The sequence below is a fragment of the Streptomyces sp. NPDC008092 genome (genome assembly GCF_042957285.1).
Taxonomy (GTDB): domain Bacteria; phylum Actinomycetota; class Actinomycetes; order Streptomycetales; family Streptomycetaceae; genus Streptomyces.
Window position 1 is genome coordinate 255488 of record NZ_JBIBHY010000008.1, and the last position, 16834, is coordinate 272321.

Sequence of the window (16834 nt, forward strand, 5' to 3'; positions counted from 1 at the left end):
GGCACCTGAGTGTTTCCTCAGCAGTGCCCCGCGCTCGCAGTCGAGCCCCAGCACAGATGAGGGCCTCGCTTCTTGAGGAACCGAGTCGGGTGGGTGGGTGGGAAAGGGGGGTCAGTCTGTCGGGGCTGTCGCCGTAGGCGTGAGGTGGCGTTCGGCGAACTCCATTTCCAGGCGGAGTTGTTTGATGCGTTCGTCCACTACCAGGGAGCCGTGGCCCGCGTCGTAGCGGTAGACCTCGTGGGGGGCCGAGCGGGCCGCCAGGCGGTTGACGTAGTTGTCGATCTGGCGGATGGGGCAGCGGGGGTCGTTGAGGCCGGCCGAGATGTAGACGGGGGCCTTGACGTCGTCGACGTAGGTGAGGGGGGAGGAGGCGGCGAAGCGGTCGGGGACCTCCTCGGGGGTGCCGCCCAGCAGGGTGCGGTCCATCGCCTTCAGGGACTCCATCTCGTCGTGGTACGCCGTGACGTAGTCGGCGACCGGGACGACCGCGATGCCCACCGCCCAGGAGGCGGGCTGGGTGCCCAGGCCGAGGAGCGTGAGGTAGCCGCCCCAGGAGCCGCCGGTCAGGACGAGGCGGTCGGGGTCGGCGAGGCCGGAGGCGACCGCCCAGTCCCGGACCGCGGCCACGTCCTCCAGCTCGATCAGGCCCACCCGGTGCTTCAGCGCGTCGGTCCAGGCCCGGCCGTAGCCCGTGGAGCCGCGGTAGTTGATGCGGACCACCGCGTACCCGTGGTCCACCCAGGCCGCCGGGCCCGCCGCGAAGCTGTCGCTGTCGTGCCAGGTCGGGCCGCCGTGCAGGTCGAAGACGGTGGGGAGCGGGCCGGTGGCGCCGGCCGGTTTCTGGATCAGGGCGTGGATGGGGCCGCCGGGACCGTCCACCCACGCGTCCGAGACCGGGACGGAAGGGGGGCACTTCATGCCGGGCGGGTCCAGGACCACCTCGCCGGTCGTCGAGCGGACCACAGGCGGCTCGGCGGCCGACGACCACAGGTACTCGACGGTGCCGTCGGGGCGGGCAGTGGCCCCGGAGACGGAGCCCGGCGGGGTCGGGATGCGCGCCAGCTCGCGCGTGGCCAGGTCGTAGCGGAACAGGTCGCTGCGGGCCTTGTGGCTGTGCGCGATGAGCAGCGCACCGCCGTCCGGGTACCACTCCGCGCTCACGTCGCCCGGCAGGTCGAGGGTCAGGTCCGTCTGCGTGCCGGCGACGACGTCCCAGACCAGGGGCTCCCAGCGGCCCCGCCGCTGGTGGCCGATGAGCAGGCGCGGGTCGCCTTCGACGGGGGCGAAGCCCAGCACCTCCAGGCCCAGTTCCACGGTGCCGCCGTCGGTGTCGTCGAGCTCGGCGACCGTCGTGCCGTCCGGGCGGACCACGCGCAGCGCCGAGTGCATCGCGTCGCCGTGCTCGGTGTGCTCGATCGCGATCAGCGAACCGTCGTGGGAGAGGTCGCCGACCCCTGCCGACTCGGCGTGCCGGTAGATCTCCAGCGGCTCCTCGCCCGTTCTGGCCAGGAAGATCGTCGTACCCTCGTCGTCCGTCGAGCGGCCCACGACCGCCGTGCGGCCGTCCCGGCCCAGCGCCAGGCCCGAGGGGTACGACGGCTCCAGGCCCGGCGTCGCCTCCTCGTCCGCGCCGCCGCCGAAGGGCTGGCGGCGCCAGACGCCGAACTCGTCGCCGTCCTTGTCGTCGAACCACCAGATCCACGCGCCGTCCGGGGAGAGCAGCCCGTCCGTCGTGCCGTTCGGCCGGTTCGTCGCCTGGCGCTGCTCCCCGCTCGCGCGGTCCCAGGCGTACAGCTCGTACGTCCCCGTCGCGTTCGACACGAACAGGGAACGGTCGGGGGCGTCCTCCGCCCAGTCCGGCAGGGAGACCCGAGGGGCGCGGAAGCGCTTCTCCCAGTCCGGCATGTCGCTCTCACTCATGGCCGCAGTCATGGCCCCATAGTGCCTGTCCCCGCCCACAATGCGTCGAGGAGCGTCCACGGCCTGTGGATAACTTTGCGAACGTCCAGGTGGACACCCGGGCGGGCACGCGCCCACCCCGCCCGTAAACCGTCATGAACCGCCCCGTACCGTGGACGGCGTGTACCGCTTTCTGCTGACACCCCGCTGGTGGGGCATAAACGCCTTCGTGCTGCTCGCCATCCCGTTCTGCATCTTCATGGGGTCGTGGCAGCTGAGCCGCTTCGAGGCGCGGGTCGAGGCGCACCGCAGCGCCGACAAGCAGGTCGAGACGGCGAAGACGGAGGCGGCCCGGCCGCTGGCCGACCTGCTCCCCGTCGACCAGTCGACCTCCGGCAAGCGGGCCACCGCCACCGGCCGGTACGCCAAGCAGCTGCTCGTGCCCGACCGCCAGGTCGACGGCAGGAACGGCTTCTACGTCCTGACCCTGCTGCGCACCGACTCCGGCAAGGCCCTGCCCGTCGTACGGGGCTGGCTGCCCGGCAAGGCGGATGCTGCCAGGGTGCCGGCCCCGCCCGCCGGCGAGGTCACCGTCACCGGCGCGCTGCAGGCGTCCGAGACTCCCGGGGACAACGGCGTCAGCAACCAGGGCGGCCTGCCGTCGGGGCAGACGGCGGCGATCAGCGCGGCCTCGCTGGTGAACCTGGTGCCGTACCCGGTGTACGACGCGTGGGTCACCCTGGACAAGGCCGACTCGGGGATGACGGCCGTACCGGCGACCGCGCCGGACAACTCGGGGCTCGACCTGAAGGCGTTCCAGAACCTCGGCTACACCGGTGAGTGGTTCGTGTTCGCGGGGTTCGTGGTGTTCATGTGGTTCCGGCTGCTGCGCCGCGAGGTGGAGTTCGCCCGGGACGCGGAGCTCGGCCTGGTCCCGGACCCGGACTCCGACGGCGAAGCCCGGCGGCCGACCGCCGCCGTCTGACCGGAGTCCGGACGCGGCGCCGGCCGCCCGTCACACCCCCGGCAGGACCCCGGTCCAGTAGACCGTCCCGGCGCAGGCGTTCGGCACCGTCGCGGAACCGGTCGGGGACCCGGCCTGCGGGGTGTACGAGACCGCGACGCTCCCGTCGGCCGTGCCGTCCTCGGTGAACAGCTGGGTGGTGGTGCCGTCCGACGACCCGGAGGTGGTCGTACCTGCGCTGCTGCTCGCGCCCTCGGAGGGGCTCGGCGAGGCCGTGCCGCCGTCGGTGCCGCCGGTGTCGGTGGAGCCGCCGGTGCTGGAGCCGCTGGTCGGGCAGGTCTCCGAGGGGACGAAGCCGAACTTCTCCTGGTAGGCCGCGCCGGGCGCCAGGACCAGGCCGGTGAGCTCGGTGGTCGGGTCGGGCAGTCCGGCCGCCGCGTCGCCGGAGGTGTGCCGGACGACCTGGATCTTGGTGGAGTCGGCCGCGCCCTGGGCGAGGAAGGACACGCTGCCGGGGCCGCCGACGGTGCAGCTCGTCGTCGAGACGTTGACGACGCTGAAGGTGCCGTAGACGACGCCCGTCGAGTCGGCGGCGCTGACCGTGGAGGTCGGGGTGCCGAGCTGTGCGGAGGTGCAGACGGGGGCGCTGCTGGCGGCGCTGGCGGTCGGGACGACCTTGGTGCCGGAGGCGGCTCCGGTGCTCTCGCTCCTGCCGCCGCCCTTGCTGCCGCCGGGGCTCTGGTCGGCGGCCTGGCCGCCGCTGCCGCCCGAGGTGCCGGAGCCGCCGTCGGGGTTCTTGCCGCCGGTGGCGCCGCCCTGCGCCTGGGAGGCCTGGCCGGCCATGGAGGTGTTGGGGTCGGTGCCGCCGGAGTTGGAGACGTGCACGAGGGCGGGGATCGCGGTGCCGATGAACAGGGCCGCGGCCGCCATCCCGACGGCGGCCTGCCGCTTGCGGGCCCGGCGGGCGGGCACCGCGCGGCGCAGGTGGTCGAGGCTGCCGTCGCGGGGCGCGAGGTCGTCGACCGCGGAGTGCAGCAGCCGGCGCAGGGCCAGCTCGTCCGTGTCGAGCCCGTCCAGGGTCTCCGGGCCGTCGGTCCCGGCTCCGAAGCCGGGACCGAGCCCGCTCCGGAGCCCTTCAGAGCCCTGCTCCAGGCCCTCGGGGCCCTTTTCGTCGGGGCCGTGGTTCACAGTTCCGTTCCCAGCGTGCGATTGCGTGTGCTCTTGCTCGTGGTGCTGTTCCGGCATCGGCTCGTGCCAGGCGTAGGGCTCGTGGCGATCATGCGAGTCGCCTCCCTCGGGGCTGTCCGTCATGCGGCCGACTCCATCGCCACCCGTAGCGCCGCGATGCCGCGCGAACCGTACGCCTTCACCGAGCCCAGCGAGATGCCGAGCGTCTCGGCGACCTGGGCCTCGGTCATGTCGGCGAAGTAGCGCAGGACGAGGACCTCGCGCTGGCGGCGCTGCAGGCCCTTCATCGCCTGGATCAGGTCGCGCCGCTCCAGCTGGTCGTAGGCGCCTTCCTCGGCGCTGGCCGCGTCCGGCATCGGCTTGGAGAGGAGCTTGAGGCCGAGGATGCGGCGGCGCAGTGCGGAGCGGGAGAGGTTGACGACCGTCTGGCGCAGGTAGGCCAGGGTCTTCTCCGGGTCCCGGACGCGTTTGCGGGCGGAGTGGACGCGGATGAACGCCTCCTGGACGACGTCCTCGCAGGAGGCGGTGTCGTCGAGGAGGAGCGCGGCGAGGCCGAGGAGCGAGCGGTAGTGCGCCCGGTAGGTCTCGGTGAGGTGGTCGACGGTGGTACCGGCCGCGGCCGTCGTCTCCTCGGCGCCGTCGCGCTGGCTGGGTATGCGGGTGGGCCGCGCTGCGGGCATGGGCGCGATCACCGGCATGCCGCCGGGCGTGCCGGGCATGCGGGGGCGCAGACCGGCGCGGGGCGGCCGCAGGGCCGTCGCGCCGCGGGGCGCACTGAGTTCGAGTACCTCTGCCACGCAAGTTGGACACGTCTACCCCCGGTGGGGTTGTACGTGCCGGGCATCACTTTTACATCGGGCGTGCCGGACAGGCGCACGCCGGAGCCGCCCAACGGGCCGGCCTGCGCGGTCGGCACCGATCTGTGCGCGTCCGGCAGCACACCCGACGGTGCGTCAATTGCCGCCATGCGTCCCGCTCTTCCCTTATGTCCCATTATGAACGGGCGTCCCCACGCCCCGATCACGGCGTCCCCACGCCAGGATCATGCGTCCCCGCGCCCCCAAGGCCCGGTTGCGTAAGCGCCCGGTAAGTGGGCGTCCGCAAAGACGCTCCCCGCCGCCCGCATGGTTGCGGAGGACGGGGAGGAAAATCTTCGAACGAGGAGGGGCCCCGGTTCAAGTGGTTTGGACCATGCTCCGGGACACATTTCTTACGCGGATCCTACCCGTGGGCCCGCTCCCATCCAGGGTCCGTCCCGGGGCGTTTACCGTGGTCACCGGGTGTTCACACGGAATCCGCCGTACCTGAACGGCCGGTCAGTTCCGCCGCCACCAGCTCGGCGATCTGCGCGGTGTTCAGTGCGGCCCCTTTGCGAAGGTTGTCCCCGCACACGAAGAGTTCCAGCGCGGTCGGGTCGTCCAGCGCCCGCCGCACCCGCCCGACCCAGGTCGGGTCGGTGCCGACCACGTCGGCCGGGGTCGGGAACTCCCCGGCGGCCGGGTTGTCGAAGAGGACGACACCCGGGGCGGTGTCCAGGATCTCCCGGGCGCCCTCGACCGTGACCTCGCCCTGGAAGCGGGCGTGCACCGTCAGGGAGTGCGTGGTGACGACGGGCACCCGCACGCAGGTCACCGCGACCGGCAGCTTCGGCAGCCCGAGGATCTTGCGGGACTCGTCCCGCACCTTCATCTCCTCCGACGACCAGCCGTCCTCCCGCAGCGAACCGGCCCACGGTACGACGTTGAGCGCGACCGGCTCCGGGAACGGCCCGGTCAGGTCCCCGACCGCCCGCCGCACGTCACCGGGCTTGGTGCCCAGCTCCGTACCGGCGACCATCGACAGCTGGGCCCGCAGCGTCTCCACGCCGGCCCGCCCGGCCCCGCTCACCGCCTGGTACGACGACACCACCAGCTCGCGCAGCCCGAACTCGGCGTGCAGCGCGCCCAGGGCGACGATCATCGACAGGGTGGTGCAGTTGGGGTTGGCGATGATCCCGCGCGGCCGGTTGCGGGCGCAGTGCGGATTGACCTCGGGGACGACCAGCGGCACCTCCGGGTCCATCCGGAAGGCGCCGGAGTTGTCCACCACGACGACGCCCCTGGCGGCGGCGACGGGCGCCCAGCGCGCGGACACCTCGTCGGGCACGTCGAACATCGCGACGTCGATCCCGTCGAAGGCCTCCTCCGACAGCGCGACGACCTCGACCTCGGCCCCGCGCACGGTCAGCTTGCGGCCGGCCGAGCGCGGGGTGGCGATCAGGCGGATCTCGCCCCAGACGTCCGCCCGCTGGGACAGGATCTGGAGCATCACCGTGCCGACGGCCCCGGTCGCACCCACGACCGCGAGCGCCGGCTTCGCGGTCATCGGCCGGTGCCTCCGTAGACCACGGCCTCGTCGGTGTCGGAGTCGAGCCCGAAGGCGGTGTGCACGGCGCGCACGGCCTCCGGCACGTCGTCGGCACGGGTGACGACCGAGATGCGGATCTCGGAGGTCGAGATCAGCTCGATGTTCACACCGGCGTCGGACAGCGCCTCGAAGAAGGACGCGGTGACCCCGGGGTTGGTCTTCATGCCCGCGCCGACCAGCGAGATCTTGCCGATCTGGTCGTCGTAGCGCAGCGAGTCGAAGCCGATGCCCGACCGGTTGCGCTCCAGCGCGTCGATGGCCTTGCGGCCCTCGGTCTTCGGGAGCGTGAAGGAGATGTCCGTCAGGCCGGTGGCCGCGGCGGACACGTTCTGCACGACCATGTCGATGTTGATCTCGGCATCGGCGATGGTCCGGAAGATGGCGGCGGCCTCGCCCGGCTTGTCCGGCACACCGACGACCGTGACCTTGGCCTCGGAGGTGTCGTGCGCGACACCGGAGATGATGGCCTGTTCCACCTTCTTGTCCCCAATCGGCTTGCTGCTGACCCACGTGCCCTGCAGTCCGCTGAAGCTGGACCGGACGTGGATCGGGATGTTGTAGCGGCGGGCGTACTCCACACAGCGGTGGAGCAGCACCTTGGAACCGGAGGCGGCGAGCTCCAGCATGTCCTCGAAGGAGATCCAGTCGATCTTCCGCGCCTTCGTCACCACGCGCGGGTCGGCGGTGAACACACCGTCGACGTCGGTGTAGATCTCGCAGACCTCGGCGTCGAGCGCGGCGGCAAGCGCCACGGCGGTCGTGTCGGACCCGCCGCGCCCCAGCGTGGTGATGTCCTTCTTGTCCGCGCTGACGCCCTGGAACCCGGCCACGATCGCGATGTTGCCCTCGTCGAGCGCCGTCCGGATCCGCCCCGGCGTGACGTCGATGATCCGGGCTTTGTTGTGGACCGAGTCGGTGATGACGCCTGCCTGGCTGCCGGTGAACGACTGGGCCTCGTGGCCCAGGTTTTTGATCGCCATGGCCAGCAGGGCCATGGAGATACGCTCTCCGGCGGTCAGCAGCATGTCGAACTCACGCCCGGCCGGCATCGGGGATACCTGCTCGGCGAGATCGATCAGCTCGTCCGTCGTGTCGCCCATCGCGGAAACGACGACAACCACCTGGTTGCCGTTCTTCTTCGCTTCCACGATCCGCTTGGCGACGCGCTTGATGCCCTCGGCATCGGCAACGGAGGAGCCTCCGTACTTCTGCACGACAAGGCCCACGTACGCTCCTCGCTCGGTTTGTTGTGTCGGCTCAGTTTAACGAGCGTCCGAATTCCACCAGCCTGCTCCCGCATGGTGAGACCGGCGGGACCGCGCCGCTCGCGACCGGAACCTGCCCAGCGGACGGCGGACCACGCGGAAAGTGCCCTGCCTCACACGGCAGCCCTTCGGAACCCCTGACCGACGTTTCCGGAGCTAGCCACGGGGCGCGCGGGTGCTGCCGCGCCGCAGCAGGCTCACTCCGGCGCCGGCCGAGACGGCCCCCATCCCGACCGCGGTCAGCACCCCCTGCGTGCCGTCGACGGCGAACGGCGCGACGGCGGCGACCACGAGGTTGAAGAGGAAGAGGAACCACAGGACGGGACGGGAGGAGAGCAGCGGCTGCACGGCGGGATCCTTCTCTCTGGAGCTGGCTGACCTGGCGGGATCAACGATCCCGTCTCCCGGGATCCGCAACGAGGACGCGCACTCCCGACCCGCTGGTGTAGGCAGGTACACCATGACGGCGCTGATCCTTCTCTCCGGCATCGTGCTGCTGGGCGCGAGCGTGCAGTGGCTGACCGGCATGGGCTTCGCCCTGGTCGCCGTACCGGCCCTGATCCTCCTTCTCGGCCCCGCCGAGGGCGTCGCGCTCGCCAACTGCGCGGCCGGCGCGATCAGCGTGGTGGGCCTGGCGCGCGGCTGGCGCCAGGTCCGCCCGGCGGCGATGGTCCCGCTGTGCGCGGCGGCCGCCTGCACGGTCCCGGCGGGCACCTGGCTGACCCACCGGCTCCCGCCGCCGTCGCTCCTCCTGACGATGGGCGCCCTGGTGACCGCGGCCGTGCTCCTGGTGATGCGGGGCGCCCGCCTCCCCCGCCTCGGCGGCCGGGGCGGCGCGCTGACGGCCGGCGCGGTCGGCGGCTTCATGAACTCGGCGGCCGGCGTGGGCGGCCCGCCGGTCTCCCTCTACGCCCTCAACGCGGGCTGGACGGTACGGGAGTTCGTCCCGAACGCCCAGTTCTACGGCGTGGTCGTGAACGCCTTCTCGGTGACGGCGAACGGGGTACCGGGCCTGACCGGCGCGGAGTGGGCCGCGGTGGCCGCGGCGATGGCGGCGGGCGGGGTCATCGGCACGGCGGTGGCCGGCCGCATGCCGGAGCAGCACGCCCGCCGCCTGGTCCTCCTCCTGGCCCTGACGGGCGGGATCACCGCGCTGCTGAAGGGCGCGTGGACCCTGTGACCCGGACGGGAGCACCGCCGCGACCGTGACGACGACCGCCGGGTTCGGCGTCGAAGGGCCGAGTGCGGTGCGGCCGGCCGCTGTCCTGTTACCTCTTTGGATTAGCTCTTTGGATGACCTACTTGGAGGAGGACCGCACTCCCAGCGAGTCGCCGATCTCCTGCTGCATGACCTGGCCCGCCTCGAACTCCAGGGTCTCGTCGCCCATGGTGGCCTGGTCGGTGTCCAGGCCGTCCAGTTCCTCCAGGGGCTGGTTGAGGCGGACGTGGATCAGGACGGACTGGAGGGCGCGCAGGACCGCGGAGGCGGTGGGGCCCCAGTTGGAGAAGTAGGAGAACTGCCACCACCACAGGGCCTCCGTGGTGCGGCCCGACCGGTAGTGGGCCATGCCGTGGCGGAGGTCGGTGATGATGTCGGCCAGGTCGTCCGAGATGCGGGCCGGGACGGGCGCCTTGCGGGGCTCGTAGGGGTCGAAGACCTCGGAGTAGACGTCGATGGGGTCGAGGAGCCGCCCGAAGTTCTCGCGGAGCTGGTCGACGTCCGGCTCCGGGCCCAGGTCCGGCTCGTAGCGCTCGTCGGGGACGATGTCCTCGTGCGCGCCGAGGCGGCCGCCGGCCAGCAGCAGCTGGGAGACCTCCAGGAGGAGGAAGGGGACCGCCGAGTCCGGCTCGTCGCCCTTCGACACCTCCGTGACGGCCACCAGGAAGCTCTCCACCTGGTCGGCGATCTGGACCGCGAAGTCGTCGGGGTTCTGCGCGGTCGCGTGCAGCGTGGCGTCAGACATCTAGGAGTCGTCTCCCCTCGAAGGCGCGGCCGAGCGTGACCTCGTCCGCGTATTCCAGGTCGCCGCCCACCGGGAGGCCGCTGGCCAGGCGGGTGACCTTCAGGCCCATGGGTTTGATCATGCGGGCGAGGTAGGTGGCCGTCGCCTCGCCCTCCAGGTTCGGGTCCGTGGCCAGGATCAGCTCGGTGACCGTGCCGTCGGCGAGGCGGGCGAGCAGCTCCCTTATCCGCAGGTCGTCCGGGCCGACCCCCTCGATCGGGCTGATCGCGCCGCCGAGGACGTGGTAACGGCCGCGGAACTCACGCGTGCGCTCGATCGCGACGACGTCCTTCGGCTCCTCCACGACACAGATCACCGTCACGTCGCGGCGGGCGTCGCGGCAGATGTTGCACAGTTCCTCCTGTGCCACGTTGCCGCAGGTCGCGCAGAAGCGGACCTTCGCCTTCACCTCAAGGAGGGCCTGCGCGAGACGCCGTACGTCCGTCGGCTCCGCCTGCAGGATGTGGAAGGCGATCCGCTGCGCGCTCTTGGGACCGACGCCGGGCAGCCGCCCCAGCTCGTCGATGAGGTCCTGGACCACGCCTTCGTACAACGGACTGCCCTTCCTGGAGTCTTTCGGTACGTACGGTAGTTGGCTGCCGCCTGTCCTAGGAAGGCGGTGCGGGTGTCGTGCGGGCGACGAACATCAGAACGGCAGGCCGGGGATGCCGCTGCCGCCGCCCAGGCCCTGCGCCAGCGGGCCGAGCTTCTGCTGCTGGAGCGCCTGGGCGTTCTCGTTGGCCGCCTGGACCGCCGCGATGATCAGGTCGGCGAGGGTCTCGGTGTCCTCCGGGTCCACCGCCTTCGGGTCGATCTTCAGCGCGCGCAGCTCGCCGGAACCGGTCACGGTGGCTCGCACCAGGCCGCCGCCCGCCTGTCCGTCGACCTCCGTGCTCGCCAGCTCCTCCTGGGCCCGTGCCAGGTCCTGCTGCATCTTCTGGGCCTGCTGGAGCAGCTGCTGCATGTTGGGCTGGCCACCACCGGGGATCACGATCAGCTCCTGGGTCGGGTCCGGACTTTCTCTGTTGTGCATGAGCCTACGTGGTTGACGCAGCCATCGCCCCGCCACTCTTTCGAGTGAGAATCCCGGCCGCCCTATACCTGATCAAGACCCACTTCCGGGCGGAAAAGAGACGAAAGCACAGCCTTCGCCACCCATTGGGCGGTAGGAAGGGTTCCCGTCGTCAGCATCCATTGTCAGGTCCAGTGCCGGGACCGATGTCGGGTCCGGTGTCACGGAACGTGACCGGTCGGGATCAGTTAGGGAGTGCCGGGTGGGTCAGCCGGAGATGCAGCCCGAGGGACCGCCTCAGGACGGGCGGGGCGGCGAGGGTGCGGCCGGACTGCGGCCGGGCGATCTGACCGGGCGGGCGTTCCCGCTCGGGGACTGGGGTGAGCCGGCCGAGCGGCTCGACGAGCTGTACCGGTGGGTGGAGCGCGGGGCGCTGCAGACCGCCGGGTGGTATCTGGCGGACCGGGTCTGGAAGCGGCGCGGGGCGCGGGCGCTGCGGTGCGGGGCGGCGGTGGGGGCGATGCTCGGGGCGGCGCTGCCGCTCCTCGACCTCACCGGGGTGGTGGGCGGGGTCGCGCCCTGGGGGTATCTCGCGCTGCTGCTGGCGGTGTCCTGTGTCGGCATCGACCGGTTCTTCGGGGTGACGTCCGGCTGGATAAGGGACATGGCCACCGCGCAGGCGGTGCAGCGGCGGTTGCAGGTGCTGCAGTTCGACTGGGCGTCGGAGAGCGTGCGGGAGGTGCTGGGGCCGGCGGAGGGGACGGCGAGCGAGGCGGCCGAGCGGTGTCTGGGGGTGCTGCGGAGGTTCTCGGAGGACGTGACCGAGCTGGTCCGTACGGAGACGGCCGACTGGATGGTGGAGTTCCGGACGGGGCCGGCGCCGCTGGGCATGCAGGCGACGGTGACGGCGGGGCCGCGGGCGGATGCGGGGCATCTGAACGGGCGGTTCCCCCTGCCGCCGGGCCCTAACGGGGCCCGGCCCAACATGCCGAGACAGCGGCCGCCGGAGCCGCGGTGAGGTGAGAGGGGGTGCGCGCGTGGTTGGTTCGGTGCGGCGCCGCGGGGGTCTTCGCGCAGTTCCCCGCGCCCCTGGCGGGGCGCTGTAGTGGACGGCGCCACAGAGGCGCCCCCAAAGGGGCGCGGGGAACTGCGCGGGCAACCACGACGGCGGTGCAGGTGACCTTGTCCAGACGCCCGAATGTCTTGACATCTTCGGAAGCGGCGCCGCATCGTGAGCACGCAGGCTCTGGACGGTCCAAGGAGGGGCAGCCCCATGGTGCACACGCTCGGCGTCGCCGTCGTCGGATTCGGGTGGATGGGGCGGGTGCACTCGCAGGCCTACCAGCGGGTGGGCCACCACTTCCCGCAGCTGGGCGTGCGGCCCGAGCTGGTGACCGTGGCCGAGGAGGTGCCGGGCCGGGCCGAGGAGGCCGCCGCGCAGTTCGGGTTCCTGGGCACCAGCCGGGACTGGCGGGACGTCGCGGCCGACCCGCGGGTGCACGCCGTGAGCATCACCGCACCGAACTTCCTGCACCGCGAGATCGGCGTCGCCATGGCGGAGGCCGGCAAGCACATATGGATCGAGAAGCCGGTCGGGCTGACCGCGGAGGACGCCCGCGCCGTGGCGGACGCGGTGGCGAAGGCCGGGGTGCGCGGGACGGTCGGGTTCAACTACCGCAACGCGCCCGCCGTCGCCCACGCCCGTGAGCTGATCGCCTCCGGTGAGCTGGGGACCGTCACGCATGTCCGCGTCCGGCTGTTCAGCGACTATGCCGCGCACCCTGACGGCGCCCTGACCTGGCGGTACGAGCGCGCCCGGGGCGGTGGCGGGGTGCTGGGCGACCTCGCCTCGCACGGCGTGGACCTGGCCCGCTTCCTGCTCGGTGACATCGAGGCGCTGGCCGCCGACACGGCCGTGTTCATCCCGGAACGCGCCCGGCCCACCGGCGCCACCGCCGGCCACACCCTCGCCACCGGCGGCGAACTCGGCCAGGTCGAGAACGAGGACTACGTCAACTGCCTGCTGCGCTTCGCCTCGGGCGCCCGCGGTGTGCTGGAGGCCTGCCGGGTCTCGGTCGGCGAGCAGAACAACTACGGCTTCGAGGTGCACGGCACCAGGGGCGCCGTCTTCTGGGACTACCGGCGGATGGGCGAGCTGGGCGTCAGCCTCGGCACCTCCTACCAGGACCAGCCCGTCTCCACGGTCTTCGTCGGCCCCGGCCACGGCGAGTACGGCGCGTTCCAGCCGGGCGCCGCCAACGCCATGGGCTACGACGACCTCAAGGTGATCGAGGCCCGCAACTTCCTGCGGTCCGTCGCCGAGGGCACCTCCTACGGCCCGACGCTGGAGGACGCCGTGCACAGCGCCACCGCGCTCGACGCGATGAGCCGCTCGGCCGCGCAGGGGACGTGGGTCACCCTCGGCTGAGCCCCGCCGAGGCGCGCTCAGGCGCAGAGCTTCATGCCCACCGGCGTGTAGCAGGCCACGTGCCCGTACGAGCGGATCACGTCCTGGCCGTTCCCCTTCTCGACGTACGTCAGGAAGCTCGACGCCAGGGAGGTGGCCGCCGGCTGGCCGTAGGTGTACGCGTACTCGATCTCGCGGTACGGGTACGGGCTGACGCCGCGCTCGATCGCGTCCACCGACGGGGCGTTGTCGTCCAGGGACAGAATGTGCAGGCCCTTCGCGCCCTCCGCCACGTTCAGCTCGGCATAGCCGACCGCGCCCTGCTGCTCGGCCACCTGCGACAGCACCTGGTCGGTGGAGTCCAGCTCGCAGCGGACCACCTTCGCCGTCGGGTCGTCCTTGTGCACGCAGTCCACGGAGGAGTTGGCGATCTCGCCGCGCTTCAGCACCCGGCGCTGGAAGACCTGCCGGGTCCCGGAGTCGGCGTCCCGGCTAACCAGCACCACCGGCAGGTCGGGGCCGCCCAGCTGCTTCCAGTTGGCGATCTCGCCCCGGTACAGCCGGCGTACGTCGGCCGTGGCAAGGTTCCGCAGCGGCACGTCGTCGTTCACGACCAGCGCGAACACCACCAGGGCGACCCGGTTCTCCTTCAGCTGGGGCAGGTCGGCGGGCTTGGGGCCGTCGGAGAGGGCCAGGACCGCCGGGGAGCCCTTCTCCGTCTCCTTCCCGGCATCCTTCAGGTCCCTGATCCCGGCGGTCGAACCGCGCGCGTCCACCGTGATCGACGCGCCCTGGCACTCCTTCTCGTACTTCTTCGCCGCGTCCCGCATCACGGGGGCGAAGGCGGTCGAGCCGATGACCCGCAGCGAGCCCTTGGCGCAGCCGATCGGCGGCGGGGCGTCGTCGCGGGCCACGACGATCGTGGCGAGGGTGAGGACACTGAGCGTCAGCATGATGGTGATCAGCCGGGAGGCGCGGCTGAACAGGGGCATGGCGTCGTCCGGGGTGGCGCTGCGGTTGGGGTGCACCTCGCCGTCGTGGAGCCCGCCGACGATCCTGATCTCCCGGCCGACGTCACCGCCGGACAGCAGCACGAGGAGCTTGAAGTGCTCGCCGTGGTTGAGCGGGACCCGCGGGATGCGCAGGGTGTTGCCCGCGTAGCCGAAGCCGCGGTCCGGGGTGAAGTGCGGCATGAGGTGGTCGCTGTCGGTCGGCTGGGTGACCGAGACGCCGCGGATGATGCGGTCGGTGAACACCGCGGTGAGACCGTGCAGTTCGGGACTGGTGTAGTCGTCGCGGCCGATGCCCTGGGAGCCGTCGTTCTCGATGCGCAGCAGGACCAGGGTGGCGTCGGCCATGTCCGGGGCCTCGTCGAAGAGGCCCAGCCGTCTGCCGAGACGGCCGGAGCGGACGTCGTCGCCGATCGGGTTGTCCATCTGGACGCGGTAGCCGATCCGTTTGCGGCGCGGGACGCGGCGCTCGTACCAGAAGATGCCCGCGGACGCGACGATGCCGAGCACCGCGGTGCCCACGGCGACGACGTTCTCCGCGCTCAGCCACTCCATGTGGGTGCCCCCGCCACTCCCCGGAGCCGGATGGTGGGGTCACCGTAAGGGGCGGGCCGAGGCCGTGAAGGGACATATCGGTCGCCCGCACTGTTGTTCGCCGAACGTTCAACTGCCTCGTACGGAGCGTGAGTTCACTGCTTGCTGTAGGTCAGGCTCTCGTCGCCGCCCTTCGTCACGCGCTTCAGCTTGCCGCCCTGGAGCAGGGTCACCTCGGTGGCCTCTCCGGCGGTGCACGACGAACGGGGCTTGCCCGCCGTGACCGTGGAGGGGCCGATCTCCAACGGGCCGTCCGAGCCGGGCTTTCCGGCGAGCTTCGCCGCGAACTCGCAGTGGTAGCCGGGGCCGTCCGCGACCAGGGTGAGGACCGTGTCGCCCACGGCGCCCTGGCGGATGGTCAGTTCGCGGGTGTTGTGGCCGGTGTCGTTGTCTATCGACGTGTCCCAGGTGCCGAGGAAGCCGCTCGGGACGGAGCCGTCGGGGGCGGTCGAGGAGGAGGGCGACCCGGTGGGCGTCGGCTCCGCGGCGGTGGTCGGGGCGGTGGCCGAGGGGGCGGTGGTGGTCCTGTCGCCCGCCTTGGCGTCCGTGTCGTCGCCGCCGCTGTTCATGAGCCCGTAGACCGAGCCGCCCGCGGCCAGCAGCACGACCAGCGCGATGGTGACGAGGAGCGCGGTGGAGCGGGCGCGGCGGGGCTCTTCGGCGGGGAGGGGTTCGTACAGCGGGGGCGGGGGGACGGGCGGGTAGATCTGGGTGGGGTCGGGGGCGGGAGTGGGAGCGGTGGCGGTGTACGGGTTGTACGGGGACGGCTGCGGGTGCTGCTGGGGTTGGTTCGGGTAGCCGTAGGCCGGGTGGGCGGGGGCGTGTTCGGGGGACGGCGGGCCGAGTGTCGGGTGCGGCTGAGTGGGGGCCGGTCGCGCCCCCGCGGCGGCAGCCGCAGATTCAACACCGCCCCGCGCCCCTGGGTCTGCCGCACCTCGCGCCTCTTGACCTGTCACCCCCTGCAACGCCCCGTGGACCGTCGGGTCCTCCACCTCCAGCAGCTCGACGGCATGGCGGCCGAGCTGGGCCACCAGGCCGCCCGGCAGCCACGGGTCCCTCGACCGGCCCTCCCAGACCGTGGTGCCCGCGCCCGTCCGGGACAGGATCGCGTCCAGGGTCGGACGGGCCGCCGGGTCCTTGCGCAGGCAGTCGCGGACCACGTCGGCGATGTCCTCGGGGAGACCCGACAGGTCGGGGTCCTCCTGGGCGATCCGGAACATCAGGGCGTGCGCGCCGCCCTCCGTGGAGCCGAAGGGAAGCCGGCCGGTGGCCGCGTAGGCGAGCACCGAGCCGAGGCAGAAGACGTCGCACGCCGGGGTGATCCGGTCGCCGCGCACCTGCTCGGGGGCCATGAAGCCGGGCGAGCCGAGGAGCGAGCCGGTCTGGGTGAGCCGTTCGCCGGGCAGTGTCTCCAGCGCCCGGGCGATGCCGAAGTCGATGACCCGGGGTCCCTCTATGGTGAGCATCACGTTGGACGGCTTGAGGTCCCGGTGGACGATCCCGGCCGCGTGGATGTTGCCCAGGGCGTGCGCCAGCCCGGCGGCGAGGATGCGCACCGACCGCTCGGGCAGTGGCCCGTGGTCGTGCTCGACGACCCGCTGGAGGCTCGGCCCGGCCACATACCCGGTGGCCACCCAGGGCACGGCGGCCTCGGTGTCGGCGTCCAGCACGGGCGCCGTCCAGAACCCGCCGACCCGCTGCGCGTTGCGGACCTCCTGGCGGAAACGCTCCCGGAACTCCTCGTGCTCGGCGAGCTCCGCCCGCACCAGCTTCACGGCGACGGTACGGCCGCGCTCCGAGCGGGCGAGGTAGACATGCCCCATCCCGCCCGCGCCCAGCCGTGCCAGCAGCCGATAGCTCCCGATGTGCTGCGGATCCCCCGGCCCCAGCTTCTCCATGGCAGATCCGCCCCTCGCTCACACTTGTGATCGAGCCGAGAATAATGCGGCCGTTCCCGGGATCGCGCAGTGCCATGTCTACGGTTACGTAACAGGGACCGGCCGCGGACCGTGTCCCCAGGCTGTGGACAACCTGTCGCGGAATCCCCGTGACCACGGAACATGTCGCCGATACCGCTCCCGCACCG

At 72.1% G+C, this 16834-nt stretch carries 15 protein-coding genes; 4 read left to right on the plus strand and 11 right to left on the minus strand.

Going from position 1 to position 16834, the window contains the following annotated elements; genetic code table 11:
* Positions 1 to 111 precede the first annotated feature (111 nt).
* Positions 112 to 1920, minus strand: a complete 1809-nt coding sequence (locus tag ACFZB3_RS26675; RefSeq protein WP_391379272.1) for a prolyl oligopeptidase family serine peptidase — start codon at positions 1918 to 1920, stop codon at positions 112 to 114.
* 160 nt (positions 1921 to 2080) lie between these two features.
* Between ACFZB3_RS26675 and ACFZB3_RS26680 the strand changes: the two genes are divergently transcribed.
* On the plus strand, positions 2081 to 2884 hold the full coding sequence (locus ACFZB3_RS26680) for an SURF1 family cytochrome oxidase biogenesis protein (protein WP_391379275.1): 804 nt from the start codon (positions 2081 to 2083) through the stop codon (positions 2882 to 2884).
* A 30-nt stretch (positions 2885 to 2914) separates the two neighbouring features.
* Here the strand turns inward: ACFZB3_RS26680 and ACFZB3_RS26685 are convergent, their stop codons facing one another.
* The 5 genes from ACFZB3_RS26685 to ACFZB3_RS26705 form a co-directional block, all read right to left on the minus strand.
* Positions 2915 to 4051, minus strand: a complete 1137-nt coding sequence (locus ACFZB3_RS26685; protein WP_391379277.1) for a hypothetical protein — start codon at positions 4049 to 4051, stop codon at positions 2915 to 2917.
* A 119-nt stretch (positions 4052 to 4170) separates the two neighbouring features.
* A complete protein-coding gene (locus ACFZB3_RS26690; RefSeq protein ID WP_391379279.1) occupies positions 4171 to 4848 on the minus strand; it encodes a SigE family RNA polymerase sigma factor in 678 nt (225 codons plus the stop codon).
* Between the two features lie 487 nt (positions 4849 to 5335).
* Positions 5336 to 6415, minus strand: coding sequence for an aspartate-semialdehyde dehydrogenase (locus ACFZB3_RS26695; RefSeq protein WP_391379281.1), 1080 nt, complete (start codon positions 6413 to 6415; stop codon positions 5336 to 5338).
* Positions 6412 to 7683 (minus strand): aspartate kinase, encoded by a 1272-nt coding sequence (locus ACFZB3_RS26700; RefSeq protein ID WP_391379283.1) that lies wholly within the window; start codon positions 7681 to 7683, stop codon positions 6412 to 6414. The genes ACFZB3_RS26695 and ACFZB3_RS26700 overlap by 4 nt, the downstream gene beginning before the upstream one ends.
* Before the next feature lie 195 nt (positions 7684 to 7878).
* A complete protein-coding gene (locus ACFZB3_RS26705) occupies positions 7879 to 8070 on the minus strand; it encodes a hypothetical protein (RefSeq protein WP_391379285.1) in 192 nt (63 codons plus the stop codon).
* Positions 8071 to 8182: 112 nt separating this feature from the next.
* Here ACFZB3_RS26705 and ACFZB3_RS26710 point away from each other — a divergent pair, with 112 nt between their 5' ends.
* The gene (locus ACFZB3_RS26710) at positions 8183 to 8902 is read left to right on the plus strand and encodes a TSUP family transporter (protein WP_391379288.1); all 720 of its coding nucleotides are present in this window, start codon (positions 8183 to 8185) and stop codon (positions 8900 to 8902) included.
* A gap of 118 nt (positions 8903 to 9020) precedes the next feature.
* Here the strand turns inward: ACFZB3_RS26710 and ACFZB3_RS26715 are convergent, their stop codons facing one another.
* From ACFZB3_RS26715 to ACFZB3_RS26725, 3 genes are all read right to left on the minus strand, one after another.
* On the minus strand, positions 9021 to 9686 hold the full coding sequence (locus ACFZB3_RS26715) for a DUF5063 domain-containing protein (RefSeq protein ID WP_391379290.1): 666 nt from the start codon (positions 9684 to 9686) through the stop codon (positions 9021 to 9023).
* On the minus strand, positions 9679 to 10278 hold the full coding sequence (gene recR, locus ACFZB3_RS26720; protein ID WP_391379292.1) for a recombination mediator RecR: 600 nt from the start codon (positions 10276 to 10278) through the stop codon (positions 9679 to 9681). The genes ACFZB3_RS26715 and recR overlap by 8 nt, the downstream gene beginning before the upstream one ends.
* Before the next feature lie 93 nt (positions 10279 to 10371).
* Positions 10372 to 10716: a YbaB/EbfC family nucleoid-associated protein gene (locus ACFZB3_RS26725; RefSeq protein WP_351713508.1), complete on the minus strand. Its 345-nt coding sequence runs from the start codon at positions 10714 to 10716 to the stop codon at positions 10372 to 10374.
* Between the two features lie 283 nt (positions 10717 to 10999).
* On the opposite strand from ACFZB3_RS26725, the gene ACFZB3_RS26730 reads away from it, so the two are divergent.
* Together ACFZB3_RS26730 and ACFZB3_RS26735 are read left to right on the plus strand one after the other, a co-directional pair.
* Positions 11000 to 11755: an SLATT domain-containing protein gene (locus ACFZB3_RS26730; protein ID WP_391379294.1), complete on the plus strand. Its 756-nt coding sequence runs from the start codon at positions 11000 to 11002 to the stop codon at positions 11753 to 11755.
* Positions 11756 to 12010: 255 nt separating this feature from the next.
* Positions 12011 to 13165: a Gfo/Idh/MocA family oxidoreductase gene (locus tag ACFZB3_RS26735; protein ID WP_391379296.1), complete on the plus strand. Its 1155-nt coding sequence runs from the start codon at positions 12011 to 12013 to the stop codon at positions 13163 to 13165.
* 17 nt (positions 13166 to 13182) lie between these two features.
* On the opposite strand, the gene ACFZB3_RS26740 is transcribed toward ACFZB3_RS26735, so the two are convergent.
* Both ACFZB3_RS26740 and ACFZB3_RS26745 read right to left on the minus strand, forming a co-directional pair.
* Positions 13183 to 14709: a substrate-binding domain-containing protein gene (locus tag ACFZB3_RS26740; protein ID WP_391379298.1), complete on the minus strand. Its 1527-nt coding sequence runs from the start codon at positions 14707 to 14709 to the stop codon at positions 13183 to 13185.
* A 134-nt stretch (positions 14710 to 14843) separates the two neighbouring features.
* On the minus strand, positions 14844 to 16646 hold the full coding sequence (locus ACFZB3_RS26745) for a protein kinase (RefSeq protein WP_391379300.1): 1803 nt from the start codon (positions 16644 to 16646) through the stop codon (positions 14844 to 14846).
* Positions 16647 to 16834: the final 188 nt, after the last annotated feature.